We start from the raw sequence: 26933 nt of genomic DNA, 5'->3' as shown, positions 1-26933 counted from the left end.
TATACGTACCGCTATTGCTTCTGCCCTTCGTGCTTAATACCCTTTCGACAGATCAATCGGATTCTCCAGCGGTTCTCCATTCCGGAATCGGTGCAGGTTGCGCAGGAACTGAGCGGCCTTACCTTCGTCTTCCGTTTGCTGTCCGCCCCCGGTATGCTGCGTCAGGATCACGTTCGGCATCGCCCAGAGCGGACTATCGGCCGGCAGGGGCTCCGTGGCCGTTACGTCCAGCACGGCCCCGCCCAGCCGACCCTGTTGCAGGGCCTCGATCAACGCGGGCTCGTCGGTGGTGCTGCCCCGGCCAATGTTGGCGTAGACGCCGTCGGCGGGCATGGCCCGAATCAGGTCGGCCGAGAAAAACCCTTTGGCCGTACCGGGCAAGGTATTGATGACCAGGTCGGTCTGGGGTAAGATCGCTTTCAGTTCGTCAACCGAATGCAGTTCCGCCCGGGGGTCTGTGCGGGCGAGCATGTTCACCTCGCACTCAAAGCCGGTCAGCATGGTTCGCACGGCCTGCCCAATGGCGCCCGTTCCGAGAATGACGACCCGTTTCCGGCGCAGCAGCCCCAGCTTGTACCGGATAGGTACCCCTACCCAGTTCCGCTGGTGCTGCAGCACGGCCAGTTCGTGGATATGCCGGTAGAGACCGATGATGCCGGCGACGATGGTTTCGGCGCAGGGCCAGGCGAAAAAATCGCCCATGTTGGCTACCGGCACGGACAGCCGGAGGTTCTGGTACCCATCGAATCCGGCCGAGTCGAGCTGCCAGAACTGCAGGGTTTGGGGCGCACGGGCAACCCAGGCCGGGGGGACATTCCCCATCACTACGTCGGCCCGTTCAAAGGTGGACTCCAGCTCATGCTCGGGCAGTTCGGAGCGGAACTGTACGTCGGCGAAGGCCGACACCTGCTGCCGGATAGCAGCGCGGGTCGTATCGTTCAGGCGGGTATAAACAAAGATCAGCATACAATAGTGGTAACTTCGGAACGGGCGGCTTGTTCTACCGACCGCCTTTCAACTGGGCCGTCAGCCAGGTCATCAGCTTTTCGGTTTGCTCGGGATACGTCCAGTGGCCGGTGTCCCGGAAGAGCTCAAGGGTTTTCTTACCCGGTATGACGTTATAGGCCGCGTACATGGACGTCGGGGGGCAGGTTTCGTCGTTGAAGCCCCACGAGTAGTAGCCCGGTACGTTCACCAGCCGGGCGAAGTTAACAACATCGTAGTAGCCCGTTGTTTTAATTTTATCCGGTTTGTTGTTCAGCTCCAGGTTAGTCCCGGCGAACAGATGCGGCCAGCCCCCGGCGCGGTTGTTCAGGTAGCCCGTTACGTCGCAGAGGGCCGGGTAATAGGCCCCCAGCCATTTGATCCGCGGATCGAGCGCGGCCGTGATGATAGACAGGGCGCCCCCCTGGCTTCCGCCCGTTACGGCGAGGTTCTGCCCATCGAACTGCGGCATGCTGGCCAGGTAATCTACCGCCCGGACGCAGCCAAGGTACACCCGCTTGTAGTAGTACCGGTCGCGGTCGTCGAGGTTAGCCTGCTGGTAGTTCCGCAGCGGCCCCCGGCTCAGGTCGAGATAGACGCCCGGGTCAATGTTGACCGGTACGCCGTGAATACCCACTTCGAGCGTAATAAACCCTTTGTCGGCCTCGGCGATCATGCCCCCGTAAGGCCGAACGCCCGCGCCCGGCACCCGCAGAATGGCCGGGTATTTGCCTTCTTTTTTGGGCACGCATAAAATTCCGTAGAACCGCGAGTTATCAATATTCTGAAGGTTCAGGTGGTAGACGTTGGTATTTTCCGTGCACCGCTCGGGCAACAGCGTCATCCGGGCGTCGATGGGCAGTTTGGCCAGATCCTCTTTGGCCTTGTCCCAGAACGCCTTGAAATCGGCCGGGTTGGCAACGGTGGGCTGTATTTTCTCCGGCTCAAAAGCCGCCGTGGTCAGATTCCGGTATTCTTTTCCGTCTACGTCCACCGTAGCCACGCAGCGCAGAAATCCGGCCGTCCGCATGGTACCGGCATCGACCGATACGGGCGTGTCTTTGAGGGTAATGGTTTCGGTTTTGGTGGGGGGCATTTTCTCCGGTCCGATTTCATACCGCAGCCGGGCTCCTTTGAGTGGTACGCTGTTCTGATACGCCTGGATGGTAAAGCGGGCCGGTTCGCCAATCCGGTACGTCCAGTCGGCGTGGTCGGGGGTGATGATCAGTTTAACAAGCCGCTCGACCGGTTGAGCCAGCAGGGTACTCAGGGGCAGCCAGGTAATAAGAAAACAGACGGACAGCGTTTTTTTCATGGGCGTGCAGGTGGTTTTAGCCTACTGCCCATAAATGACAAGCTGATCGTGTTTCTACTTATGAACGGCCAAAATCAACGGACCGGAACAAACGTACCGCCTTGCCTGATCCGTGCCGGGTCGTTCTGCCGAAAACCAGCCGACCGCACAGCGTCTACTGGCTCCTGAGGACGTCTGCCGGATTCTGTCTCGTTGCCTTGATCGTCTGCGACCCGATCATGACGAAAGCGATGAGCAAAACCGCCAGCAAGCCGACAACCAGTTCGGCGATCTGCACGGGCGTATGATAGGGGAAATTTTTGAGCACAACGGTTTCGAAAAACAGGTACGTTACGGGCAGCGCGATCAGTGCCGATAGTGACAGCAGCACGAGAAAACTACGGCTCAGCAGGAAAACAAGGCTGGCGGAGCCAGCACCCATCACTTTGCGGATGCTGATCTCTTTGAGCCTGGTTTCGGTAGTGTATACCACCATACCAAACAGTCCCATTGATGCGATCGAAATGGCCAGAAATGACAAAAAGCCAATGATCTTGATCATGGTTGAAAAATCACTGTAGGCCTCTTCGATCTCCTGGTTATAGAACTTGGCCCGGAGCGGATGCACCCGATCAATCGTCTTCCATACGGACGCAATCTTGGCCATGGTCGCCGGCATATCGGTGCTTTGCAGCCTGGCATTGACGACGGCTCTGTCGTCCGGTGTCCAGGGCATGAAGGCTACCGGCCCGACGAGGTTGTCGACTTTGCCGTAGTGAAAATCCCTCATGACGCCGACGATGGTCATCCGGCGATTACGTACCCGGAAACTACTGAATGTAACCTGTTCCCCAATGGCCTGGCTGGGGTCGTTGTTACCAATGTTAAACCGTTTCAGGAATTGCTGGTTAACGATCACCTCGGTGGCGGCTTCAGCCGTTGTGGGTCGTGCCTTAAAGTTCCCCCCCGCAATGAGCTTGTAGTCGTGGAGAGGCAGGTAGTTTTCGTCGACGTGGTTGGTCATGACCAGAACCGAGTCCTGCGAATTGTTGTACTTCATAAAACCACCCCAGGCATTCCCGACGCTGGTGATGATCAACGACCGGGACAGCGCCGTGACTTCCGGCAGCTCGGCCAGTTCCTTCAGCAGCGCATCCGGTTTATTCCCCTGCGTATCAATGTTCAGGATATTTTCGGTAGTAAATCCGAGGTCGAAGGCCAGGATGTTTTTATACTGCACATAACCAACGGCGGTGGTTGTGATAAAGATCAGGGTAAGCGTGTATTGAATCACCACCAGCGCTCGCCGGACGGTGGCGTATCTGAACACATTCACCGACCAGTTCGCCTGTGATGCAGTTGGACCGCGCATGGCCGTCAGGGTGGACACATTGCGGAGGGCATTGATCGCGCTCACTTTCGAAAAGAACAGGGCCGGCATGAAACCGGCAATTACCCCCACGGTGACCGAAAAAGCGATGAAGGCGATAACCATCGACGGCGTCAGTTCGAGCTTCACCGTGCGCTGCATCTCCGGAGCCAGATTTATCAACTGCGGCCGCAACACCAGAAAGATGACGAAGGAAAGCAGAAGGGCGGCCAGCGAGATCATGACCGCTTCCACCAGAAACTGCTGCCATACCTGACGTTTTCCGGCACCGATCGCTTTGCGAAGGCCTATCTCCTTGAAACGGCGCATGGCCCGGGCCATCGACAGGTTGGCGTAGTTGAAACACGCCGATAAGATCACGACGAGTGCCAGCCCGCTGAGTATCCAAAGCACAACCGGGGGCATGTGGGGCCCTGTGGAACCAGGCCCGCCCTCCGATTGCCGGAGAGTCTCACCAACTACGATCGAATGCAACGGCAGAAGTTCGAGCTGAAGCTTCGTATTGGTTTCAGCGCGGTTTTCCTCCCGGGCAATGGCGTCGAGCTGCGCCTGAATTGACGCCCGGTCGACATTTTCCCGCAACCGGAGGTACACAAAATTAGCCCCTATGCTTGTCCATTTTCCCACGGTCGGGTCGTTCCGGCTGAGCTGCTCCGCCGTCGACAGCGATACCAGCGCTTCGAAACTGATGTGCGAAAAGAAAGGCACGTCCTTCAGGATGCCGGTTACCCGGTAGGCGAGTGTATCGAACAGGATCGCCCTGCCGAGCGCGGATTCGGTGCCGAACAGCTTTTTAGCGGCCGTTTCGGTGAGCACAACCGAGTATGGCTCCCGCAGCGCCGTTTCGGGATTACCTTCCAGCATGGGAAAGGTAAGTATCCTGAGCAGCGACGGTTCTGCCCAGTAGCCCTTGATGGGCACAATGGCATCGCCAACCCTGGCATCCTGCGCGAAGTCGCTGCGTACGGTCGCCACCTCGTCAACGCCGGACACATTCGCCCGGATCAGCTTTCCGGCCTTTGGGGATGTGGTTGCATACTTGCCCCGGTCACCCGTTGAGGTCAGTACGCTGGTGACGCGGTAGATCCGCTCCCCGTTTTTATGGAACCGGTCGTACGAACGCAGATCAAACACGAACGCGATCAGCAGCAACCCGACGGACATACTGACCGCAAGGCCAATGATGTTAATTGACGAGAACAGCTTATTGTGCAGCAAGCTGCGTCTGGCGGTTTTGATGTAGCTTCCGATCATGATCCAGTTGATAAAAAAGGGGACAGCCGATGGGGTACGTACGGTATACCGTCTGAAAAACTTGATGGCGTCGATGCTGTAAATCAGCTTTGCCCGACGCGGTCCGATGGCTTGTACGTTCCGTTCAAAGTATTCATTGAGGTCGCCAATCAGGTCTTCTGCCAGCTCGGGCCTGCAATACCACGCTATAAATCGCTGTGCCCACCGGGGCGGCTGGGGTTGTCGTTGCTCGTTCATGCTACCCGTTTTTCCAGACAAGCGATGGGATCCGGCCCCACAGGTCATCGCGCATTGACTTGGCACGGACCAGAGCGGCTTTTCCCGGTGCGGTGAGTTGATAGAATCGTTTGCGCTTTCCGCCACGGGCCCTGGTTGCTTCACCCAGCTGGCTTTTTACGAATCCTTTCTCTTCGAGCCGGTTGAGTACCGAATGCACCACCCCCAGCTTCACCGACCGGCCCGTTTGATTCGAAAGCTCGTCGCAGATCGCCACGCTGTAGGCGTCGTCCGGCAACGCAGCGACGGTCAGCATCACCAGTTCTTCGAACTCACCGAGGTTTGTTCCTTTCATCTCCGATGTTAATTGCGTAAATGTATGTATAATAAAGCCATTATACATACAAAATGTAATTAAATTTTTAATTTGGGTGGGACTCCCCCGCCATGGCGGAGTGGCCGGAACCGGTGCCGTACGATTCGGCAAAAATCAGTGATCGTCCGGGAACCGGTTGGGATGCAGACACGCCTTCCAGTAGTTCACGATAGCCTGCAGCTGCTGGCGCATCTGTTCTACGTTCTGCTGTTTTTCGAAAAAGCCCTGGATGGTCAGTTGGTAGGCTTCCTCAACCATCTGCTGGTGAACGGGATGGGTGAAAAATATAAACGGTATGGCTTTCCGGCGAAGCACCGGATCCTGTTCAATCTGCCGGCGCAGTTCCAGCCCGTTCATCAGCTGCAGATTAACCTCAGCGACAATCAGGAAGGGGCGCTGGTCAGTGCTGCGGAGGTAGTCGAGGGCTTCTTCGCCGTTGGTAAAGACCAGCAGCGGGTTTTCAGGGGCTACACTCTGCCAGATTGGTTTTAACAGTACGTGGTCATCTTCATCATCATCGATGAAGATGATGGGACTCATTTCTTCCATGTATTCGTCTATCGGTTGTATTTTCCTTACAACCTTAAACCCTACAGGTTGTTACCCCATACCCTTTAATTCTATGTACGGACAGCCATCACGCTACCCGCGCTACAGCCCGTTCGGGGCGGCCAGCCATCTGCGCGTTCAGCAGGCAGCGGATCAGCAGCATGAGCCCGAACAGCGTATCGGCCCCGCCCGGTACGTTCGATACAATCAGTCCGGTCACGATCAGCCCGGCCGTCACCAGAAAATACGTCCGTCGGCGGGCGGTAGTCGAGGTTGGTCCGGTTGCCCAGTAGATCAGGGGCAGATGGAGGGGCATGAGCCAGAGCAGTGTTGGGTTCCAGGCCGTAACGCCGTGATCCGTACCGACCCAGAGCAGGAACAGAAACCAGCCCAGAAACCCCGATACCCCGAACAGCAGCCGGTCGAGCCAGCGATCAAGCTTTCCGTCGCGGTAGCGCCGAATGCTGAACACGCTCACGGCAATGGTCAGCAGGGCAAACACTACATTCGGATCGAAGATGAACGGCACTTCTTTTCTGAATGTTCTGGCGGCCTGGAACACCATCCGATCCTGCGCAACAGCCGGCGCCACGCGGCCGTCGGCCTGCCGGATGGTTGCGTGTGCAAACTGATCGTGCACGTTAGTAGGCAGGTACATGGCCTGCCATCCGGTCGTTATCACATCGGCGGGGCGACCAATGGCCAGATTCATGCCCAGTTGAGCCCAGGGCTGTTCGCCCAGGTAATCATTCATCCAGTCCCGGTACGATTTACCGGTGCTTACTGACCGGGATGGAATGGTCAGGCTGTCGCCACAGGCCTGTGAAATCACATCGCGCGGACGAGTAGCACAGTTGTCGTAGAAGAATTTATACTGGTACGTCCGGTTTTCGGGCCGCATGTTCGTTTCCAGTACCTGGAGCAGTTGCTGCGTCTGGGTAGGCGACAAATTGAGTATCTGCTCGCGGATGGTGCGGTTTTCGGTTTGGTACGCATACACCATCAGATTCATCTCGTAAGCGTCGATGTAGTACGGAAGGGTACCGCGCAGAAACTTCACGTAAAAGTTATTTTCGGAAAAGCGGAATCCGCCCCAGCCGTAGGTCATGTCCTGCCCGCGCACGGGGTCGTAAACCCGAATAGCCGTGTGCCCGAATGACGCGTATAGCTCTTCGCCCGGCCCAAACGTGAGCAGACTGATCTGAGGGTACGACTGAGCCTGAGCTGGAAACAGGTGAGCAATGAACAATCCAACGAGCAATACCAGGCTGAAAAATCGGCTGACGGCCACTGGTTTACTCGTCTTCGTCAGCTTCGTCGGCTCTACCTCCCCGCTCCTTTCGGCCTTTCCCCTTTTCGGGCGCTTTGCCCTGAACACAGATAACCAGTTCACCTTTTGGCGTTTTTTCTGCAAAATAAGCAATAAGTTCGGACAATGGCCCGCGTACAGTCTCCTCAAAAAGCTTCGTCAGCTCGCGGGAAACGCTGGCCGGCCGGTCGGGGCTGAGAACATCGGCCAGTTGCTGCAGGGTCTTGAGCAGCCGGTGGGGCGATTCGTAGAGAACCATGGTCCGCTCTTCGTCGGCCAGTTCGGCCAGGCGGGTTTGCCGCCCTTTTTTATGGGGCAGGAATCCTTCAAACGTAAAGCGATCGGCAGGGAGGCCGGAGTTGACCAGGGCCGGTACGAACGCGGTCGGACCGGGCAGGCATTCGACGGGAATGGCGTGGCGGATGCACTCGCGCACCAGCAGAAAGCCGGGATCGGAAATGCCGGGCGTTCCGGCATCGGACACCAGCGCCAGGGTTTTACCGCCCTTAAGCTGATCGACCAGCCGCTGAACCGTCTGGTGCTCATTGAAAATATGGTAACTGTGCAGCGGTTTGCTGATGTTCAGGTGCCGCAGGAGCACGCCCGACGTACGCGTGTCTTCGGCGAGGATCGCATCGACCTGCTGGAGTACCTTAATGGCCCGGAGTGTAATATCGTCAAGATTCCCGATGGGCGTCGGGACGAGGTATAATTTCATTCAGCAAGTTAACAGGTTTTCGGTATACGGTTTTCGGTTTTCAGACTTTGATGTCCGGTCGTGGGCCGTGGCCATAGCCCCGGAACCATACCCAGCAAACCAAACCCTGAAAACCGTATACCAAAAACCAGTTCCACTACGCCCCGATAAACGGTGTAGCGATGGCCAGTACCTGCGCCCGCGTCAGGGGTTCGTCGAAGGCGTCGCCGGCGGCCGATGCCCCCAGCGTAATGCCCGACACCTGCAGGCTGCCCACGTTCACCCCACCCTGGGTAACGTTACCTTCACCCTCGTACACGGCCGCGATGGTCGCCGGGTTATTCGTCGACGTGGCCCAGGGTTTCTGCCCACGGATCCGGCGTACTTCGGCCGCGTGACGGGCCTCTACCGAGTGAATCTGCAGAGCCGCCTGCAGTACGTCGTCGTTGCTGATGAGGTTAGCCGCCTGCCCTTTGTAGGCCCGCACGCCGGTATCTTCCAGTGCCTGCGCAACGGTCAGAAACGTCTGGTAGTTGGACAGTACGTTCGGATAAGCGCCTTTGGCCGTTGGGTCCAGTCGGGGCCGCGTCACGGTCGTACCGCCCGCCGTCCGGATGGCAGTCTCGATAAAGCTGACGTGCCGCTCCTCGTGGGTACTGATCAGCTGAAAAACGGCCCGGTCGCCCGCGGGAATCAGGCCGGGAGCCGCCAGCGCGGCTTTATAGAACGAATCCTCCAGGTATTCGAGCGTAAGGGCGAAGTTCAGAATCTCCAGAATGGCAGCCGCGTTGCTGGTTTGCCCATAGGCCGTTTTGAGGCTGGCGCCAAATGCCAGGGGTACGGCCGCAACAGCCGCTTTGGTACCCAGCCGGAACAGGTTCCGGCGTGAAGTGCGGCCGGCGGCATGGTTCAGCCGCTCACAGGCTTCCGGATCAATGGTTTCTATATCAGAGAGAATTGCTTTCAGATTCATAATTTGCAGATTTTTAAGAATGTACAGTACACGGATCACTGTACTCGATTTGTTGAGTTCGGTGTACAATAGGTCAAGCCCCGGCGTTTCGTTCCCTGCTAGTCTCCGGCAGCCGAAAACAGAGGCCGGTAAATCGTATACTCGCTACCTACGTAGTGGGCAACAGATCCCCGTTGACCACCGTACCCGTGTACGGCCGAACCGCCGACAGCACCTGCGCGGGTGTCTGAACGATTTCCAGCCCATTAAAAGCCACTACCTCATCGGAAGCGAAGTAAGTCGTCCGGGGTTGCAGCAAATCGGCGATCAGAGCCGCGTGCCGCGCTTCCACGGACACAATCTTACCCGCCAGCGTCAGGAAATCCGGATTTTTCAACAGCTTACCGGCTCCGTTATAAGCCGCGACACCCGTGTTCTCAAACTGCCGGGCCGCGGCCAGAATAGCCGCGCGGTCGCCGAAGTTCAGCGAGCCGAAGTTTAATTCCAGACTTTCGATTGCATCGCCGGCGAGGGCCGTCCGCAGAAATTCCCGGTGAATAATCTCGTGGTCGCGAATGTCGGTGAGCAACTGCGTTTCTTCCGGAGTAATGCCGGCATAAGGCGTCGTGAGCATCTGGGTGTAAAAAGCCGCTTCCAGTTGTTCGAGAGCGTAGGCGTAGTTCAGTACCCCTACATCATCGCGGCCGAGCTGCACCCCACCAACGTAGGGATTTTCGTCATCGAGCAAAGTGTCACAAGCGGTCAGGCCCGTAGCCGCCGATGTAACGCCCACTACCTGCATGAACCAACGCCGGCCTACTTTACCGTTGCAGGCGACGGAGTCAATCATTACTTTGAGCATAGTTGAATAAACGTTAAGTAGTTGGTGAAACTGTGTCTGTTATAGTAAATCATCAATAGCCGCGGCCAGCACCCGGTCTTTTTCGGTCACCCGATTGCCGGCGTCGTGGGTTGAGAGCCGGATGGTTACCTGATTATACACGTTGGACCACCACGGATGGTGATCCATTTTTTCCGCAATGAGGGCCACACGGCACATGAACCCGAAGGCCTCATTAAAGTCGGTAAACGTAAAACTGCGGGTGAGCTGGTTGTCCTGTTCCTGCCACATAGGGCGCTGTTCATTGGGTTATCACGGGTACAACCCCCTGATGGCCGGAAGTGTTTAACCCAGCCCGTCAATTGCCCGAAAACGAAGGTGCCGGAAGCCCGTACCGAACCGGGCCGTTCACCGGCGGGCCGATTGATTGGCCGACGCGCTGAGCTTGAGCAACCGACCGGGATCATCCTCGGGGCGGAGCTGCCAAACCGTCCGGTCGGGGTAGTAACGCAGCAGCGCCTGGTTCTGCACGGCCCCTTTATCGACGGCCCAGATAACTGGCTGAGCATCAATAAGTGCCTGGTTGAACACCCATTCGCTGGCGACCGGATGATTCGGGCCGTATTTGACCAGCACAATATGGCGACCACCCGCACCGGTCAGGTGCGCTTCGTGGGCGAGCCGCTGACGAAGCGCCTGCCGCGGCTGACCGAACGCCTGCCGAACCGTTTCGATCAGCAGCACCGGTACCGACGCCAGCAGAATGGCCAGTACGAGTCGGCGGCTCCAGAGGTACCAGCCCTGAAAACCAGGACGCTGCCAGAAGGGATAGTCCCAGAGCGGATGGCCCGCGGTTTGCCAGAGCGCCAGCAGCCCCTGCCCAACGGCCACGGCCAGGGGACCCGTAGCGGCCGCCAGGTGCTGCGGCTGTTCGGACGACCGCAGCAGGTTAGCGCCAAACAGCAGCAGTATGCTCCAGTAGCACAACCGGTCCGGAAGCGAGCGCGGACCCATCAGGAACACCAGAAACGGAATCAGAAAAAGGACTCCGAGGTAAAACGTTTCGAACAGGTTAATCTTCAGGAATGTACCGATAAAGAAGCCTTCGATCGAGTGCCGGTAAAAAAACTGAGCACTTTCCCGTTTGTGGACCTGTTTCATTTCCGGACGGTTATAGACCGGTTCCCGGCGGGGTTTTTGCAGCAGCGTGGGACGCGCCTGTTCGTAGCGGGCATTGTAGTAGGCATACGGCATCTTGGTGGGGTTGCCCGTGGTCTGGTAGTCATAGGCCGGCAGGGCGGCAATGGCCAGCAGCAAGGCCAGCAGACCGATCAGCCACCGTTGCAGCGGCCGGAAGCCCTGCCAGTACAACGTCTGCTGAGCCACGTAGAGAAGGATGACCAGCGGAAGCACCGAAAAAACCACGCCTTCGTACGGCTGGCTGGTCCAGAGCGCCAGTACCCCCAGGGCCATCAGGAACACGTAGCGGCCGCGGGGCTGCTGCAACAGCGCAATGCTTCCTCCCAGCAGCAGCGCGCCCCCCAGCATCGGCACTCCCCCGTCCCAGAACGCCAGCCCCCAGCTCAGCACAAAGGTGGAATGGGACGCCACCAGCCAGCCCCCCAGCAGGGCCTGTACGGGCGGCAGGCAAAGCGTCAGCAGCCAGTACACGGCCAGCACCGCCAGTACGTAGGTCAGCCAGACCCCCACCACAGAGGAACCAAACACGACCTGACCGAAGGCCATAACCATGCCCTGCGCCGGGGGGAAGCTCGACGCGTAGAACGGCTGCGAAATGATCTGGTGCGTTTCAAAAAATGTCCAGAGCGGGTGCGACGGGTTCGTTAGTCGGCCATGGGCAAACGTATCCGCAGCCAGTTGGTGGCTAAACTCGGCGCTGGCAATGGGATGCGGCCAGGCCACCACCGACAGCAGCAGCAGGATGGTCAGTGTATACCCGGTCAGGTAACCGTAGGCCCGGAGCGGCCGGTGGGCTATCCGCAGCAAAACGTCGTTGACGCGGTAGTACAGGGTCGTTTCGGTCAGGGGAAAAGGCCGGTTACGGCGTTCGACCCAGAGGATGACGAAAAACGCCAGCACCAGGACAAGGCATTCGATAAAACGGTGTTGCGGGATAAGCATGTGACTGACAAAGGGCGCAGCGAGCTACCCTTCAACTGGCGAAAGTAGCCAAAGAAGCCCGACAATGCCATGCCGTGTAGTAAATGCCGGGCCGTCGGGACGGTCCAACGCAAAAAAAAACAGCGCGACGACCGCAGTCATCGCGCTGAACGTATCAGGTCAACTACCGGTCTACCGGTTCGTAGTCGTATTGAAATCGTCATCCAGATCCGTAGTTGTACGGCCCGTTGTGGATGACCCCATGCCCCGGTTCATATCGGTTGAGTTGATGTTTTCAACGTCAACTTCGGTCTTGCGAACCGTATCGCGCACGGTTTCTTCCCGCTCTTCGACATCCTTACCCAGGGAAATTTCTTCGACCACGCGGGCCTCTTTGCCGACGACCGGCACTTCAGCACGCTCGGTTACTTCAATATCGCCCTCGCGGAACGTATTGAAATCAGCGTCCGTAGCGGGCCGGTCAACCGGCGTCCGAACGACCCGGACGTGCTCCTCACGCAGCCGGACAATCTCTTCGACCGGACGCTCCACGATACGGCTCCGCAACCGGACACCGCCCGTTTCTACTTCCCGCTTGCCGACGTTCAGGTTTTCTTCCATTACCTTCATCGTCGTGTCATCGTCGGCAGTTATCCGGTCGCGATCCGTTGGGTACGCATTCGACGTCGTGTCCATACCCGATGTTGTGTCCATACCTGATGTCGTGCTGCCAGTCGTGTAGCCATACTGCGAAGCCCGCTCATCTACGTCAACGGCACCGGCATCGTCCAGGATGTCGGCGGCCCGTTCGGCTTCGTCCGCGGTCTGGGTGTACACCGAAACAACCGTTCCCCGGTTAGCAACGTCCGTATACCGACGGCTGGTTGTGTATTCATCGTCGTCATCGCCCCCGAACAGTGAGCGGAAAAATCCACCGATGCCACCGCCGTTGTCGTCGCGGTCCCGATCGCGGTCTCTGTCCCGATCAACGTCAATGTCGCGGGTTGCTCCCAGACTGATTGTGTCATTGGTCGCGCTGCCCGAATAACCGGTCTCGCTTGAGTAACCGGTGGTACCCTGTGCATAACCAGTGCCGGTAGTATTCATGCCGCTGCCCTGGTCCATGATGTCGATGGAGTCGCGTGTGAATCCGTTGTCTACCAGCCGTTCTACGGCGTTCTGCGCTTCTGACGCATTGTCGAAAATTCCAATCACAGTCTGTGCCATTGTAGTTGGGGTTTTAATTGGGTGTTAGTAATAGATTGCTACTGATTTATTCAAGGCTGATGCGCACCGGCATCAGTGGGGGTATCCCGCTGCACGACAACTTCCTCCCGACGGAGGGTTACCTGCTGGGGTTTATGCGTTTCAGTTCGTCGTTTCGTGACGTGTACCTCCTCAACGAGCACCAGGCGTTTTTCAACCACGACGACCTCCCGCAGGATGGGGATAATCATCGTGTCGCCTTCGTAGCGGATCGGGGGTGGCGGAACATCCACGTATTGATTGATCGTTACCCGATGGACGTTCACTTCCTCGTGGGTCGTCGGTACGTCCACTGTCTGCTCTTCTTCATGAACCAGTTTAGACAGCCGTATATGCCCTGTTTCTACCACCTCCTTATCGATACGCACCTGCTCCTGGATGACCGGGATGGTACGGGGCAGTTCTTGGTCGGGATTGTCCTGAGGGTTCATAGTGAGCGGGGTTGGTGGTAACTGATCACGTGCCTGGCTGCTCAAAAGGTGTGCCATCCGCTGATTGTGTGATGGTTAGTGAAACGCCCGACGGCAAACTGTCCCATTTATTCTACATAAATTATAGAATATTATTCTACACCGCCTGTGCCAGTGGCCGGCCGGGAATGGTTTACCATTTTGTAAATCTGAGGATACGACCCGATTCGCCGTTGCCATCAGGCGCTGGGCAACCGGAAGTAAAAGGCGGCCCCATCGGTCATGTCGGGCTTCAGACCGATTTCTCCCTGCATCGCGGTGATAAACTCCCGCGAGATCGCCAGCCCCAATCCCGTACCGCTTACCTGGCCGTTGCTGCCGGGGGCACGGAAGTAGCGGTCAAACACCCGGTCGCGGTGTTCGGGGCGGAGGCCCGCGCCATAATCGCGGACCAGGAACTCTACGAATCCATGGACCGGTGCTACCTGGATGTCGATGCGGTTTTCCTCGGGGCTGTGCCGCACGGCGTTCGACAGCAGATTGACCAGCACCCACGAGGCTTTGTCGGGGTCGGCCTGGACCAGCGGCAAACCGGGGGCCTGGCTAACGTTGAACCGGATGTGTTTCTGTTCGGCCTGGGTCCGCAGCGCATTCGTGGCTACGTCGATGATGGCAGTGGGCGCTACGTTGCTGATCTGGAGTTGGATCTGCCCCGATTCCACCTGCGCCATGTTGAGCAGTTCGCCCGTAATATTGAGCAGCCGGTCGGCATCATCGCGGACGTGATCAAGCAGTTGTTTCTGTTCGTCATTCAACGCACCGACGCGCTGGTCGTCGAGCAGCTTCAGGCTCATTTTAATCCCGGCGATGGGCGTTTTTAACTCGTGTGAGACCGTAGCGATGAAGTTCGTTTTGGCCAGGTCGCGTTCTTGGTAGGGCGTAATGTTTTTCAGAACAATCACGTACCCGGCCTGCTGCGCCTGTTCTTCGCCCGTTCGGGTCACTTCAACCAGGTGAATCTGCTTATTGAAATAGTTTTCCTTGCCTTTGCCCTCGGGATCCACGTCGTAAATCCTGAGCAGCCGGCCCTCCCGGCTTATGGGCTCATCGGTCATCAGTTCCTGAATCATCGTCCGCAGCAGATCATTGACCGAGGCCACATCGGGGGCGTATTTGCCTACCAACTGCGCTTCGGTCATCCCCAGCAGCCGACAGACCACGGGATTGGCGAACAGAATCCGGCGTTTTTCGTCCAGCCCGATGATGCCGTCGGACATGATCTGAATGAGCGTATCGATGCGCTTTTTTTCGAACAGCACCCTCGCCAGGTTGCTGTGTTCGTATTCGTCGAGTTTCTGGGCCATGGAGTTGAACGACCGGGCCAGTTCGCCGAACTCATCGCTGGATTGAAAATGAAGCCGTTCTTCAAAGTTCCGGCTGGCCACCTGCCTGATCCCCCGGGTCAGTTCCCGCAGCGGATTGGCGATGTAGCCCGGGAAGCTGACGATGAACGAAAGTACCACCAGACAGCATAACGTCCCGACGAACGCCAGCCAGACCAGCGCGTCGCGGGCGGTTTGTTCAGCGGTTGTATTCTTGCGCACCATCGCCTGCCGGTTGACATCGTCGAGCTGCAGGAGGTTTGTTCTTAACCGATTTAGGGTCAGCGAATCGCGGGCACCGGCCTTGATCCGGTCGAAATCCCGCCGAAGCGCATCGGTAAGCCCCTGCTCCCCTACTTCGGTTACGTTGCGCTCCTGTTTGCGCAGGTTTTCCTCAAAGACCGCTGCGGCATTGGGATCGCCATTCAGGTTGATCAGCGCCTTCTGCATGTCGCTGGTATATTCCAGCGATATGTAGTTATCCTTCAGAATAACACGGGCGTCGTCGGACAACTGATTGAGGTAATACACGCCAAGGCCCCCCATGACGACAATGATGACGAACATGAAGGTCAGTCCCAGGGATATTTTGGCTTTTATCGTCATAATTGAGGGAGAAGGAGGAAAGGGAGGAAGGAGGAAAGGAATATACGCATGAAGCAGTGGCTCTTCTCTTCCTTTCCTCCCTCCTCCCTTTCCTCCTTTCAAGATAATATAATCAAGTCCGTATCCGATTGCGATAGTTTGTTAAGCATTTCGTTAAACAGGTTTGTCCGCATGATGATCCGGATCAGGTTAATGTGCGGTTTGCCGATGCAGATCGTCGTAATCTTGCGCTCGTCGGCGGTTTCGACAATACAGCGGGGAATGTTCGTCCCTTTGACCTGAATCACCTCCGCGCCCAGTTCCGTCGCTAGTTTGAGGTTGTTGATCAGGTGCCGCTGTACGTCCAGCTTGATCCGGTCGGGCCCTTCGGCGGGTGTCTGCACGTACAGCACGAACCACCGCGACTGATAGAACGACGCTAGCCGGGCCGTTTTGCGGATGATCATCCGGGCGGTCTGGTGGTTACTGCTGATGCACGCTAAGAACCGTTCGGTCCGGCCCTGAACACCGGGCGGCAGCGTCGTTTCGATTTTCCGTTCGACCTGCCCAGCCACTTCCTTCAGGGCCAGTTCGCGAAGCTGGAGAATTTTCTCCGGCTGGAAAAAATTCCGCAGCGCCGTTTCTACCTTCGCTTTATCATAAATCTTGCCTTCTTTTAGCCGGGCAATCAGTTCATCGGCCGGCAGGTCGATGTTGACGACCTCATCGGCCATGTGCAGCACCTTGTCCGGCACCCGTTCCGTTACGTCGATGCCCGTGATGGCGTGGACTTCGTCGTAGAGGCTTTCGATATGCTGGATGTTGACCGCACTGATGACGTTAATGCCCGCGTCCAGTATTTCGATGACATCCTGCCAGCGCTTTTCGTTCTTGGAACCGGGGATGTTGGTATGGGCCAGTTCATCCACAATGACGAGTTCTGGGTGCGTATTTAAAATGGCCTGCACGTCCATCTCTTCGAGTTCGCGCCCCCGGTAGAACAGCTTGCGCCGGGCAATGATCGGCAGTCCATCCACCAGCGCAAGCGTTTCAGCCCGGTTGTGTGTTTCAATAAAGCCAATACGCACATCAATCCCACTTCGGAGCAGGGCGTGTGCTTCCTGCAGCATCCGGTACGACTTCCCAACGCCCGCGCTCATGCCGATGTACACTTTGAATTTTCCCCGGCGTGATTGTTGAATCAGCCGGAGAAACTGTTCAGCGGACTGGTCGCGGTCGTTGGTGGTCATTTCTGCTTAGTGATGGGTCACTTCTGGCTCCTTGGTATCGGGTTGTGTGAATAAATCAGCCGCTAAAAACGAACCGTCAGGCTCGTCGTCAGTGCGGTATTGGTCCGGCCGAAACCGTTATCCGTCTGAAAGATAGGGTCCTTGCTGCTGAACGTCCGGCCTTCAATCCGAAACAGGGCCTGGGGCGTAATAACGTAATCGACGTTTACCGAATACCCCCAGGTCTGGAAGCCGTTGGCACGGTCCGGCGTACCGGTAGCAATGATGACGCCGTTCCGGTCGTCATAATACTCAACCCGTCCGGCCAGCCGTACCTTGTCACTGGGGCTGTAACGCAGCATCGCAACGGGCGTGTACCAGACGTACTGGCCAGGGCCAACCCGGCGACCTTCCACCACCGGCTTACGATCCGCGCCTACGTCGAAGCCGAGTATCAGGCCCAGCTTACCCGGCTGGAAAATAGCGTACAGATTGTGGTACATCCGGCCTTGCCTGAGCGAATCAGGACGATCGGAGCCGAAGAATGTGCTCCAGTTCAACGTCACCTTATCCGACGGCCGGTACTGCACCTGAGTACTGACGGCTGGACCGGAATACCCATCCAGCCGCTTCACGCGCTGCCAGCCGTTTACGACCGACCCCAGCAGCGTCCATTTGCCGTTGGCAGTATTGTAGGTCAGCCTGGCCCCCGCCAGGTAGTACGGCGAGTTCTCGGCTACGAGGCTACGCGTCAGCGTCCAGTTGTCGATACCAATGGCACTTTCAAATCCGAGGTGCGACGAGAAAATACCGGCATCCAGCCACAAATCCCGGCTGGCGCTCAGTTTCACGCCGGCATTCGCTTCAAAGATGTTTTTGATCAGTTCCTGTTCAGCCGCGTAGTTGTACTGCGGGTACGTACCGACCTGAATAGCCAGGTTACCCCGTACCCGGTCGCTGGTGTAAGCCGCTTTTACAAAGGCTAGGTTTACGTTCACTTCGCGGTTGCGCCGGAAGTTATACAGAAAACCCGGCCGCTCCTGCAAGGTTTTGGGGGCCGTAAAATCATGCGAATAATACGCTTCTACGTAGCCGGAGAACGTCAGGCTGCTGGTCGAGGCAGCGATAGCCTGCGGTTGGGCTGCCGCAGCTGCGGAGTCGACCAGCGGCCGGATAGTCGTTTGGGCAAACGGTGATGAAGCGGCAAAGAAAACCGACAAAGCGGTACACGAGACTAAAAACGTTTTCATTTCACAGGCCGCCGAAGCGGTGGTTTTGTTGGATAGTCCGGTTACAGCCGGCCTACAATTACTTCAGCGCATCCAGCGCTACGTTTACCTGCAACACATTCACTTTCGAGGGACCGAACAGGCCCAGCAGCGGACCCTCAGTGTGCTCATCCACCAGTTGGTTCAGCCGGTCGGCGCTGATGCCTCGTATTTTTGCAATGCGGGCGATCTGAATTTTAGCCCCGGCCGGTGATAAATCCGGGTCCAGGCCGCTACCCGAAGCGGTTACCAGTTCAGACGGAATGTCTTCTTTCCGAACACCGGGATTATGAGCCAGGAACGTATCGATACGCGCCTGAACCGTTTTCAGGTAATTCGCATTACTTGGCCCTTTGTTTGACCCGCCCGAACCCGCTGCATTATAATCAACCGCCGACGGGCGACTGTTGAAATACCGGTCCTCGGTGAAAGCCTGCCCAACGCGCTTGTAGCCAACCACCCGGCCGTTGACCGTAATGGTTTCGCCCTTACCCCCGCCGGGGGCGAAGGTAGCGATACCCGCCACTACGAGCGGATAAATAACAGAGAGTAACACCAGCAGGACTACCGTGAGTCGAATAGCTGGTCCGATGTGTGTTTTCATACTTTTGAAAGAGTGAGTGAATGAGCGAAAGATTATTAGGACGTGTTGATGTGCTATTATCTAAATGAAAACAGCGCTTCGTATTGACTTTCCGATTTCGCTCATTCATTAAATAAATACCCCTATTACCAGATCAAGCAGTTTGATGCCGATGAACGGTGCAATCAGGCCACCCAGGCCGTAGATAAACAGGTTCCGGCGTAGCAAGGCAGAGGCTCCGATTGGCTTGTACTCTACGCCACGCAGGGCCAGCGGGATGAGCATCGGGATGATGATCGCGTTGAAGATCACCGCCGACAGGATCGCCGACTCGGGACTGTTCAGCCGCATGATATTCAGGCTTTGCAGGGCCGGAATGGAGCTGATGAACAGGGCCGGGACGATGGCGAAGTACTTCGCTACGTCGTTGGCGATGCTGAAGGTCGTCAGCGTTCCGCGCGTAATCAGCAGTTGCTTGCCAATTTCGACCACCTCAATCAGTTTGGTCGGGTCATTGTCGAGGTCCACCATGTTGCCGGCTTCCTTGGCGGCCTGCGTACCGGAGTTCATCGCCACACCCACGTCGGCCTGCGCCAGGGCGGGCGCGTCGTTCGTACCGTCGCCCATCATCGCCACCAGTTTGCCGCCGGTCTGCTCGTGCCGGATGTAGTTCATCTTGTCCTCCGGCTTAGCTTCGGCGATGAAGTCGTCAACCCCGGCTTTCTCGGCAATAAACTTGGCCGTCAGGGGATTGTCGCCGGTCACCATCACCGTTTTCACGCCCATCCGGCGCAGCCGCTGAAACCGCTCCTGAATGCCGGGTTTGATAATATCCTGCAGCTCAACAACGCCTTTCACAACGTCGTTTTCGGCCACAACCAGCGGAGTCCCCCCGTTGGCGGCAATCTCCTTCGCTTTCTTGTCCGTCTCGGCCGGAAATACATTGCCCGCCCGCTCCACCATAACCCGGATGGAGTCCACGGCCCCTTTACGGATGCGAATCACATCGGTGTTCTGGCCGGCAGTGGCCCGGCCGTTACCGTTTAGACGGGCCGGCAGGTCGATACCACTCGACCGTGTTTCGGCGGTGAACTTTATCAACGTGGCTCCCTCGATGGACAGCGACCGCGTAACGTCCGTACCGAAGTCTCCACTGCGGGCTAACTCTACGATTGACTTACCTTCCGGCGTTTCGTCGGCCAGCGAACTCAGCGCACTGGCCCGCACCATATCGGTCTGGTTAATGCCCGGAGCCGGGTAGAAGTGGGTCGCCTTCCGGTTTCCGATCGTGATGGTACCCGTTTTGTCGAGCAGTAGCGTATCGATGTCGCCCGCCGTTTCGACGGCCCGGCCCGACTTGGCGATGACATTGGCCCGGAGCGCCCGGTCCATACCCGCGATACCGATGGCCGACAGCAGTCCACCGATGGTGGTTGGAATCAGGCAGACAAACAGCGAAATCAGTGCCGCGATGGTGATGGGGGTATTGGCGTACTCGGCGAACGGCTGCAGCGTAACGCAGACGATGACGAAAATCAGCGTAAAGCCCGCCAGCAGAATTGTCAGCGCAATTTCGTTCGGCGTTTTCTGGCGGCTCGCTCCTTCAACCAGCGCGATCATCTTGTCCAGAAACGACTCCCCCGGCTGGGTCGTGACCAGCACTTTGATGCGGTCCGACAGCACCTTCGTACCACCCGTCACCGACGAGCGGTCGCCACCGGCTTCCCGGATGACCGGCGCGGATTCGCCCGTGATGGCCGATTCGTCGATGGTAGCTAATCCTTCGATGATTTCACCGTCCGAAGGGATGATGTCACCGGTTTCGCACAAAAACACATCGCCTTTCTGCAGCTGCGAGGAGGGAATTATCTCCACTTCGTCGAGCTTCATCCGCCCCAGGGTCCGGATTACCTTGGCCGGGGTTTCCTCTCGCGTTTTGCGGAGTGATTCGGCCTGGGCTTTTCCCCGCGCTTCGGCAATGGCCTCGGCGAAGTTGGCGAACAGAATAGTTATGAACAGAATCAGGGTAATGATGATGTTATACCCCAGTGACCCCTGCGACGTATCACCCGACAGGGCAATATAGATCGTTACCAGGAGCATGATCACCGTACCAATTTCGACGGTGAACATGACCGGGTTCCTGATCAGGACCGCCGGGTTAAGTTTCACAAATGACTCCCGGATAGCCGTTCCAACGAGCTCGCGCTGGAACAGCGAAGGAGAAGATTGCTTTGCCATTTTTGTTATATTTGAAAAAAACGAATTCAGTTATGACGGTTGAGCAGTATTCCATCGAAAGTATTTTCCACGAGATGGGCTACAAGTCGAGTACCGATTACGCCATCAAAAAGATGCAGGAAGAGTTATTACGCGAGTTGAAGGTCCATAACACACGCATTGAACTTTTCGAAGAGAAGTATGGCATGACCTATGTTGAATTTGAGAGACAATTCAATCAAGTGACTCAATTCAACCAGTTCGAGCGCGAAAACGATATTATGGACTGGCGCGTGGAAATGATTGAACTTAGAGGGATTGAAAAGCGCCTGGCTCAGTTGGTCAAATGAAGCACGATCTTTCAGCATTTGGTCATCTGATTCTTAGTCACACACCATTTGATCCAATTGTAAACCCCAATACGATTCAGGTACGTGGCACAATAATTCTAGTTGATCAGTCCGTACTCTACGTGCGTGAGAACTACGTCATCCGTTCGGGTTGGATAGACTATTCGTACCACTGGCAAGCCGCCGACAACCAGATCATTCATCGCTGGGACAACGCGCATTCAGTGCCGTTGCCTACCACTCCTTACCATCAGCATCAGGGTTCCGAAGAAAACGTAGTTGCTTCCGAACCCATGACCCTCGACAAAGTGCTCACCTTCATTGCTTCGCAGCTTACCGTAAGCTGAAGTACTCCGCCAGCGGCCCCAGGGCCAGCGCCGGGAAGAACGACAGGGCTGCGATGATGAAGATAACGGCGAACGTCACCAGGCCAAACGTACCCGTATCGGTAGGCAACGTACCCGACGACTCCGGCACGTACTTCTTCTGCGCCAGCAGGCCCGCAATCGCCACCGGTCCGACAATCGGCAGGTAACGTCCCAGAATCAGCACCAGACCACAGGTAAAATTCCAGAAGAAATTGTTGTCACCCAGTCCTTCAAAACCAGAACCGTTGTTGGCCGCCGACGAGGTGTATTCGTACAACATCTCCGAGAACCCGTGAAACGTATCGTTGTTGAGCCAGTTGCCGGGCTTCACCGCCCAGTCCGCATCCGGCATGTTTACCAGCGTGTAGGACGATATGGCCGTGGATACCAGAATCAGGAACGGGTGCAGAATAGCGATCAGCGACGCGATTTTCATCTCCCGCGCTTCAACCTTGCGGCCCAGGAATTCCGGCGTCCGGCCTACCATCAGCCCCGAGATAAACACGGCGACGATCAGGAACACGAAGAAGTTCAGGAAGCCCACACCCACCCCGCCGTAGAAAGCGTTGATCATCATGTCGAGCATCTGCATAGCGCCCGAAATCGGCGTCATGGAATCATGCATGGCGTTGACCGACCCGTTAGAGGTAGCCGTTGTCGTAATGCCCCAGTACGCTGAAGCGGCCGCGCCCAGCCTGATTTCCTTGCCTTCCATACTGCCCAGCGGCTGCGCCACGCCAAGATTCGCAATGGCCGGGTTGCCGCTTATCTCGGCGAAGAGCGACGGGAAAAAGAGGAGCATGAAGCCAACCGTCATGACGCCGTAGATGACCAGCGCCAGCCGACGGCGGTTGATGTAATGCCCCAGCGCAAACACCAGTGCAATCGGAATCAGGATAATCGAAATGTCTTCGACCATATTGGTCAGGTAGTTCGGGTTTTCCAGGGGGTGCGCCGAGTTCACGCCGAACCAGCCCCCGCCGTTGGTACCCAGCTGCTTGATGGCGATCATCCCAGCGGCCGGCCCGCGCGAAACCCCAACCGTATCGACCTGAAGCGTCACGATGGTATCCTTTCCGTCGTAGCTGGCGGGTGTGCCGTTGAAGGCGAGGATAAGCGCTACTACCAGCGACAGCGGCAACAGAATCCGCGTAATCGACTTGACGAAATACACGTAGAAATTGCCCAGCTTATCGGCCACCTCCGTGCGCAGTGCATTGAACACGAGCACCATAGCCGCCATACCGGTAGCCGCCGTCACAAACTGCAGAAACATAATTACCGCCGTCTGGGTCAGGTACGTCAGACCCGACTCGCCGGAATAGTGCTGCAGGTTGCAGTTAACCAGGAAGCTAATCGCCGTATTGAACGCCAGATCCGGCGTTTGCGACGGATTACCATCGGGGTTCAGCGGCAGGCTGCCCTGGAACAACAGCATGAAGAACGCGTAGATGAACCAAAGCAGGTTGATCGTGACCAGGGCCACGAGGTTTTCCTTCCAGTTCATCTGCCGGTTGGGATCAACCCCGCCCAGGCGATAAATCAGACGCTCCAGCGGGGCTATAAAGTCAAGGGCCGATCCGGCGTTCCGGCTGGGGTTGCCCTGATATACTTTGGCAATGTACTTGCCGAGCGGAATCGCCAGCAGCACCGTAAGGGCGTACATGGCGATCACGCCCATTCCATCCGTAAACATAGTGGTAGGTAGGTTAAAACTTTTCGGGTCTGACCAGCACGTAGAACATGTAGCCAAACACCAGAAGCGAGACAATAAAAAGCAGCGTCAGCATGGCGATCAGATGTTCTCAAACCATTCGATTGATTTGTAAAAGAGGACGAAGCACAGCAGCGCCGAAGTAATTAAGATCAGGATAGTCTCCATTCGGTTGATTTCATGAATTGGTTTCTATCCTGATGGTACGAATCAGATGCCAAACCGGCTGATGACGTACGTCGACTCTGTAGAAAACTGATAGTCAACCAATTGTATCAGGCATCTAATCATACAAACGGATCAGGACCATTGCTTTTTTCTCAAAATGATAGCCGCTCATTCTCATTTTGAGAAAGACGGCCATTCAATCCCGGACAGCCAGGTCTGGAAGCTCATCACAGTCGATGCGTTTATGATGAACGCGTACGTCCTGCTTAAACGCCTGACTATTTCCAACGAGAAAGCATACGGACTGGATTATCAGAATGTGAAAACTGAACACGTACCGCTCGTGGTGCGACCCGCTGATGACATACCGCTGGTGCGGATTAGGCAACCGCTCCCTTCACCAATGACCAATAGATCCGCAACGTGATTCTAACCGGACGGGGCTATTTTTTCAGGCCGTATTCGTCCAGCTTGCGGTAGAGGGTAGCCAGCGAAATGCCCAGCAATCGGGCAGCTTCGGCCTTCTGGTTGCCAGTCATGGCTACGATACGTCCGATGTGCTGGCGTTCCAGGGCCGCCAGGGTCAGATCATCGCCAGGGTTCGATTCATCGCCCTCCCGAATGTCGAGCGGCAGGTGGTCGGGCAGCAGATCCGGCCCGTCGGCCAGGATAACGGCCCGCTCAATGATGTTTTTCAGTTCGCGGATATTGCCTTTCCAGCCGTGGTTCTGCAGCATCCGTACAAACTCGGGACTCATGCGTACGTCGCGTTTGCCGATCTTGGCCGCATCCCGTCGGGTAAAAAAGCCGGCCAGCTCCGGGATGTCGTCGCGCCGGTCGCGCAGGGGCGGTAACTGGATCACAAACACCGACAGCCGGTAGTACAGATCCAGCCGAAACCGACCGGCACCCGCTTCTTCTTCCAGGTTCCGGTTCGTGGCCGCTACCACGCGTACGTCGGTCTTTGTCGGTTTCGTATCGCCTACGCGCAGGAACTCGTGCGTTTCGAGCACCCGGAGTAATTTAGCCTGTAAATCGAGCGGCATTTCCCCGATTTCATCCAGAAAAATGGTGCCTTTGTTCGCTTCGGCAAACAGGCCTTTCTGATCGCGGGTAGCCCCCGTGAAGGCCCCCGCCCGGTGCCCGAACAGCTCGCTTTCCAGAATCTCCTTGCTCAGCGCCCCGCAGTTGATGGCCACGAACGGCCCCGCCGACCGGGGACTGGCGTAGTGGATGGCCTGCGCGAATACTTCCTTGCCGGTACCGGTTTCGCCGGTCAGCAGCACGGTCGTGTCCGTTACGGCCACTTTCCGGGCCAGGTCGATGGCCTGTCGGATGGCCGCCGACCGCCCGATGATGCTGTCGAAGCCGTAGCGCTTGCTCACCTGCTGTTCCAGCTGCCGGATGCGGAACTGCAGCTCGGCTTTCTCGACGGCCCGGCTCACCAGCGGAATAATCCGGTCGTTGTCGTCGCCTTTGGTAATGTAGTCGAAGGCCCCGTTTTTAATGGCCGTCACCCCATCGGCAATGGTGCCATAAGCCGTCAGGACGATAACCTCCGTAGCGGGGTATGTCTGTTTGATCAGGGCCGTTAACTCGATCCCATTTTTGTCGGGCAGCTTCACATCGCTGATTACCAGCTGCACCTCCTCGCGTTCGAGCACGCTGAGACCGGAGCGGGCATTGGCCGCTTCCAGTACGGTGTATCCTTCGAGGCTCAGCAGCCGGGCCAGCAGTTGGCGGAGTCGGTCTTCGTCGTCGATCAGAAGTAAGGTAGCGGCCACAGTCGTTTGCTATAAACAACCAAAATTAACCCAAAAACGGCAGTCGGCCCCCTTTTTTCGGAACCAGCCGGTTTGGTAAACCAACCGGGGGGTGTTTTGTGTTTAGGGTAAAATGGTAGCAGGGCCGGTTTTGACGTAGCGCTGGCGGTGCTGCCCCGACGAATCGAGTAAACTGGCCAGCCCATGCGAAACCAACTGAAAGCCCTCTGGATCACGCAGCACCAATACGATGCCGCTTTCGAAAACCTGAAGCGATTCACCACCCTGCTGGACGTTGCCCAGGTTGCCGTTCAGCCCCTGCTTCAGCCGCTGAATACCCTGGCCTCGGAATTGCCGGCGGCTAAACCGCTCAAACTCCGGTTTGGTCGGGAACATACCCATGCGCCCTGGCGGCTCGAAACCCCGGTCGTGATCGTTGATGAGTGGCTGGCACGGGAGATGCAGTAACCGACGTACCGCCTGTCGATACGTAGCCGGGGGCTACTGCCAGTTGTACACCCGGATAAAATACGGCCGGTACAGATCCGCGCTGCCGGGCACGGCGAAGTTATCCCCGAAATTATGGGCGTTCACACAGTACGAAATCATGAGTTCGCCTGTCTTCGACAGTTCCGGGTGAACCAGCGCATTGTAGGTAAACACCTTGCCGGTACCATGTTCTTCCGGTATCGTATACAGCAGACGTTTGTTAGTCCAGGGCCCGACCGGACTGGTTGACTCTGACAGGTACAGCCGCCGGCCAAAGATAATTTCCTGCGTGAACAGGTAGTATTTGCTGCCCGACCGGAATACGCTGAACTGGTCCGACGCATCCTTATAAACTGCGTATCGGTTCGGGCTGCTCCCCCATTTAGACCCGTTCCAGTACGTCCAGGCCGCCGTCAGATCGCCTTTGGGAGCCCGGGCCACCACGACGCTGGTTGTCAACGTCCCGTGTACGACGCCGTAGAGGTACGTGTATCCGTCGGCGGCTTCACATAAAGCACCCCCGTAGCCCCATTCGCCCTGGTATTTATTCGGAATGAGTTTTTCTATAGCACCGGTCGTGGGTGAACAGATGGCCAGATCGATCGACGCATTCTTGAAATCCCACGATCCCGAGCCCGTTTTACGAATGTGGCTCAAGACGACCTGAAGTTTTCCGCCGTAGACGGTCGCATCGAGGGGCCAGTACCAGTCCCTGCCGTTTTTTTCGAGCGAATGCACGAAATATGTTTTTGCGCCGGTATCCGTAGTGGCTCCCTGGTTCAGCGTCCGGAATCCGTCGAACGTCTCGCCCTGCTGCACCAGTACGGCGTTCCGGACAAAGACGTTCTGCGCGGCAATGCGTGACCGATCCGGCTGCACCCGGCCAATGAAACTATCGCCAAATGTCCAGAACACCCGCCCGTCGGGCAGCGGCACTGAATAGACCCCATCGCCCCCGTTCCAGGCTGCGTTGCGGGTAAAGAACTGGTTATACTGCGCATCGACCTGAACGGTCAGAGCTGCCTGCCGAAGCGGGGCGGCTGACTTTCTATCAGAAGTGGTGGGTAATGAATCGACGGGCTGACAGGCAACGAAACAGGGCAATAAGGCGACAACGAGCGCAGAAAGGCTTTTAAGCACGGTACGTATGGTTTG

The 26933-nt window shown here is 56.9% G+C and carries 26 protein-coding genes; 4 read left to right on the top strand and 22 right to left on the bottom strand.

Annotated features, from left to right (window positions below; all coding sequences use genetic code 11):
• Nucleotides 1-33 precede the first annotated feature (33 nt).
• The 18 genes from DYU11_RS10700 to kdpB all read right to left on the bottom strand — a co-directional run bounded on the left by DYU11_RS10700 (nt 34) and on the right by kdpB (nt 20947).
• Complete coding sequence (locus tag DYU11_RS10700; protein WP_119667678.1) at nt 34-966, bottom strand: D-2-hydroxyacid dehydrogenase; 933 nt, start codon at nt 964-966, stop codon at nt 34-36.
• 34 nt (nt 967-1000) lie between these two features.
• Complete coding sequence (locus DYU11_RS10695; protein ID WP_119667677.1) at nt 1001-2299, bottom strand: acetylxylan esterase; 1299 nt, start codon at nt 2297-2299, stop codon at nt 1001-1003.
• A 154-nt stretch (nt 2300-2453) separates the two neighbouring features.
• Nucleotides 2454-5159, bottom strand: a complete 2706-nt coding sequence (locus DYU11_RS10690; RefSeq protein ID WP_229365763.1) for an ABC transporter permease — start codon at nt 5157-5159, stop codon at nt 2454-2456.
• A 1-nt stretch (nt 5160) separates the two neighbouring features.
• The gene (locus DYU11_RS10685; protein ID WP_119667676.1) at nt 5161-5493 is read right to left on the bottom strand and encodes a PadR family transcriptional regulator; all 333 of its coding nucleotides are present in this window, start codon (nt 5491-5493) and stop codon (nt 5161-5163) included.
• Between the two features lie 135 nt (nt 5494-5628).
• Nucleotides 5629-6063, bottom strand: coding sequence for a response regulator (locus DYU11_RS10680; protein ID WP_119667675.1), 435 nt, complete (start codon nt 6061-6063; stop codon nt 5629-5631).
• Nucleotides 6064-6151: 88 nt separating this feature from the next.
• Nucleotides 6152-7354: a lipoprotein N-acyltransferase Lnb domain-containing protein gene (locus DYU11_RS10675; protein ID WP_229365762.1), complete on the bottom strand. Its 1203-nt coding sequence runs from the start codon at nt 7352-7354 to the stop codon at nt 6152-6154.
• Between the two features lie 4 nt (nt 7355-7358).
• The gene (gene rsmI / locus DYU11_RS10670; protein WP_119667673.1) at nt 7359-8090 is read right to left on the bottom strand and encodes a 16S rRNA (cytidine(1402)-2'-O)-methyltransferase; all 732 of its coding nucleotides are present in this window, start codon (nt 8088-8090) and stop codon (nt 7359-7361) included.
• 136 nt (nt 8091-8226) lie between these two features.
• Nucleotides 8227-9042, bottom strand: coding sequence for a ferritin-like domain-containing protein (locus DYU11_RS10665; protein ID WP_119668289.1), 816 nt, complete (start codon nt 9040-9042; stop codon nt 8227-8229).
• A 148-nt stretch (nt 9043-9190) separates the two neighbouring features.
• A complete protein-coding gene (locus DYU11_RS10660; protein WP_119667672.1) occupies nt 9191-9883 on the bottom strand; it encodes a ferritin-like domain-containing protein in 693 nt (230 codons plus the stop codon).
• Between the two features lie 39 nt (nt 9884-9922).
• Nucleotides 9923-10153: a 4a-hydroxytetrahydrobiopterin dehydratase gene (locus tag DYU11_RS10655; RefSeq protein WP_119667671.1), complete on the bottom strand. Its 231-nt coding sequence runs from the start codon at nt 10151-10153 to the stop codon at nt 9923-9925.
• A gap of 117 nt (nt 10154-10270) precedes the next feature.
• Entirely contained in the window at nt 10271-12004 is a 1734-nt protein-coding gene (locus tag DYU11_RS10650; protein WP_147367916.1) for a hypothetical protein, read from the bottom strand.
• Nucleotides 12005-12175: 171 nt separating this feature from the next.
• Nucleotides 12176-13210, bottom strand: a complete 1035-nt coding sequence (locus DYU11_RS10645) for a YsnF/AvaK domain-containing protein (RefSeq protein ID WP_119667669.1) — start codon at nt 13208-13210, stop codon at nt 12176-12178.
• 50 nt (nt 13211-13260) lie between these two features.
• On the bottom strand, nt 13261-13680 hold the full coding sequence (locus tag DYU11_RS10640) for a YsnF/AvaK domain-containing protein (RefSeq protein WP_119667668.1): 420 nt from the start codon (nt 13678-13680) through the stop codon (nt 13261-13263).
• Between the two features lie 218 nt (nt 13681-13898).
• A complete protein-coding gene (locus DYU11_RS10635; protein WP_119667667.1) occupies nt 13899-15647 on the bottom strand; it encodes a sensor histidine kinase in 1749 nt (582 codons plus the stop codon).
• A 98-nt stretch (nt 15648-15745) separates the two neighbouring features.
• Nucleotides 15746-16876: a sensor protein KdpD gene (locus DYU11_RS10630; protein ID WP_119667666.1), complete on the bottom strand. Its 1131-nt coding sequence runs from the start codon at nt 16874-16876 to the stop codon at nt 15746-15748.
• 62 nt (nt 16877-16938) lie between these two features.
• The gene (locus DYU11_RS10625; RefSeq protein ID WP_119667665.1) at nt 16939-18105 is read right to left on the bottom strand and encodes a porin; all 1167 of its coding nucleotides are present in this window, start codon (nt 18103-18105) and stop codon (nt 16939-16941) included.
• 58 nt (nt 18106-18163) lie between these two features.
• Nucleotides 18164-18727 carry a K(+)-transporting ATPase subunit C gene (locus DYU11_RS10620; RefSeq protein ID WP_119667664.1) on the bottom strand — a complete coding sequence of 188 codons (564 nt, stop codon included), beginning with the start codon at nt 18725-18727 and terminating at the stop codon, nt 18164-18166.
• Nucleotides 18728-18835: 108 nt separating this feature from the next.
• Nucleotides 18836-20947: a potassium-transporting ATPase subunit KdpB gene (kdpB, locus tag DYU11_RS10615; protein ID WP_119667663.1), complete on the bottom strand. Its 2112-nt coding sequence runs from the start codon at nt 20945-20947 to the stop codon at nt 18836-18838.
• A 32-nt stretch (nt 20948-20979) separates the two neighbouring features.
• Between kdpB and DYU11_RS10610 the strand changes: the two genes are divergently transcribed.
• Nucleotides 20980-21276 (top strand): hypothetical protein, encoded by a 297-nt coding sequence (locus DYU11_RS10610; protein WP_119667662.1) that lies wholly within the window; start codon nt 20980-20982, stop codon nt 21274-21276.
• On the top strand, nt 21273-21623 hold the full coding sequence (locus DYU11_RS10605) for a toxin-antitoxin system TumE family protein (RefSeq protein ID WP_119667661.1): 351 nt from the start codon (nt 21273-21275) through the stop codon (nt 21621-21623). The genes DYU11_RS10610 and DYU11_RS10605 overlap by 4 nt, the downstream gene beginning before the upstream one ends.
• On the opposite strand, the gene kdpA is transcribed toward DYU11_RS10605, so the two are convergent.
• Nucleotides 21610-23340 carry a potassium-transporting ATPase subunit KdpA gene (kdpA, locus tag DYU11_RS10600; protein ID WP_119667660.1) on the bottom strand — a complete coding sequence of 577 codons (1731 nt, stop codon included), beginning with the start codon at nt 23338-23340 and terminating at the stop codon, nt 21610-21612. The genes DYU11_RS10605 and kdpA overlap by 14 nt on opposite strands.
• A gap of 13 nt (nt 23341-23353) precedes the next feature.
• Nucleotides 23354-23434, bottom strand: coding sequence for a potassium-transporting ATPase subunit F (locus DYU11_RS10595; RefSeq protein ID WP_119667659.1), 81 nt, complete (start codon nt 23432-23434; stop codon nt 23354-23356).
• Nucleotides 23435-23683: 249 nt separating this feature from the next.
• On the opposite strand from DYU11_RS10595, the gene DYU11_RS10590 reads away from it, so the two are divergent.
• Nucleotides 23684-23953, top strand: coding sequence for a hypothetical protein (locus DYU11_RS10590; protein WP_119667658.1), 270 nt, complete (start codon nt 23684-23686; stop codon nt 23951-23953).
• A gap of 16 nt (nt 23954-23969) precedes the next feature.
• Here DYU11_RS10590 and DYU11_RS10585 read toward each other — a convergent pair whose 3' ends face one another.
• A complete protein-coding gene (locus DYU11_RS10585; protein ID WP_119667657.1) occupies nt 23970-25310 on the bottom strand; it encodes a sigma-54-dependent transcriptional regulator in 1341 nt (446 codons plus the stop codon).
• A 183-nt stretch (nt 25311-25493) separates the two neighbouring features.
• On the opposite strand from DYU11_RS10585, the gene DYU11_RS10580 reads away from it, so the two are divergent.
• Entirely contained in the window at nt 25494-25757 is a 264-nt protein-coding gene (locus DYU11_RS10580; RefSeq protein WP_119667656.1) for a hypothetical protein, read from the top strand.
• A 33-nt stretch (nt 25758-25790) separates the two neighbouring features.
• Here DYU11_RS10580 and DYU11_RS10575 read toward each other — a convergent pair whose 3' ends face one another.
• Nucleotides 25791-26918 (bottom strand): DUF5005 domain-containing protein, encoded by a 1128-nt coding sequence (locus DYU11_RS10575; RefSeq protein WP_158600267.1) that lies wholly within the window; start codon nt 26916-26918, stop codon nt 25791-25793.
• Nucleotides 26919-26933 lie beyond the last annotated feature (15 nt).

The sequence above is a fragment of the Fibrisoma montanum genome (genome assembly GCF_003583365.1).
GTDB classification, from domain to species: Bacteria; Bacteroidota; Bacteroidia; order Cytophagales; family Spirosomataceae; genus Fibrisoma; species Fibrisoma montanum.
This window is presented reverse-complemented; position numbering and strand designations above follow the sequence as displayed.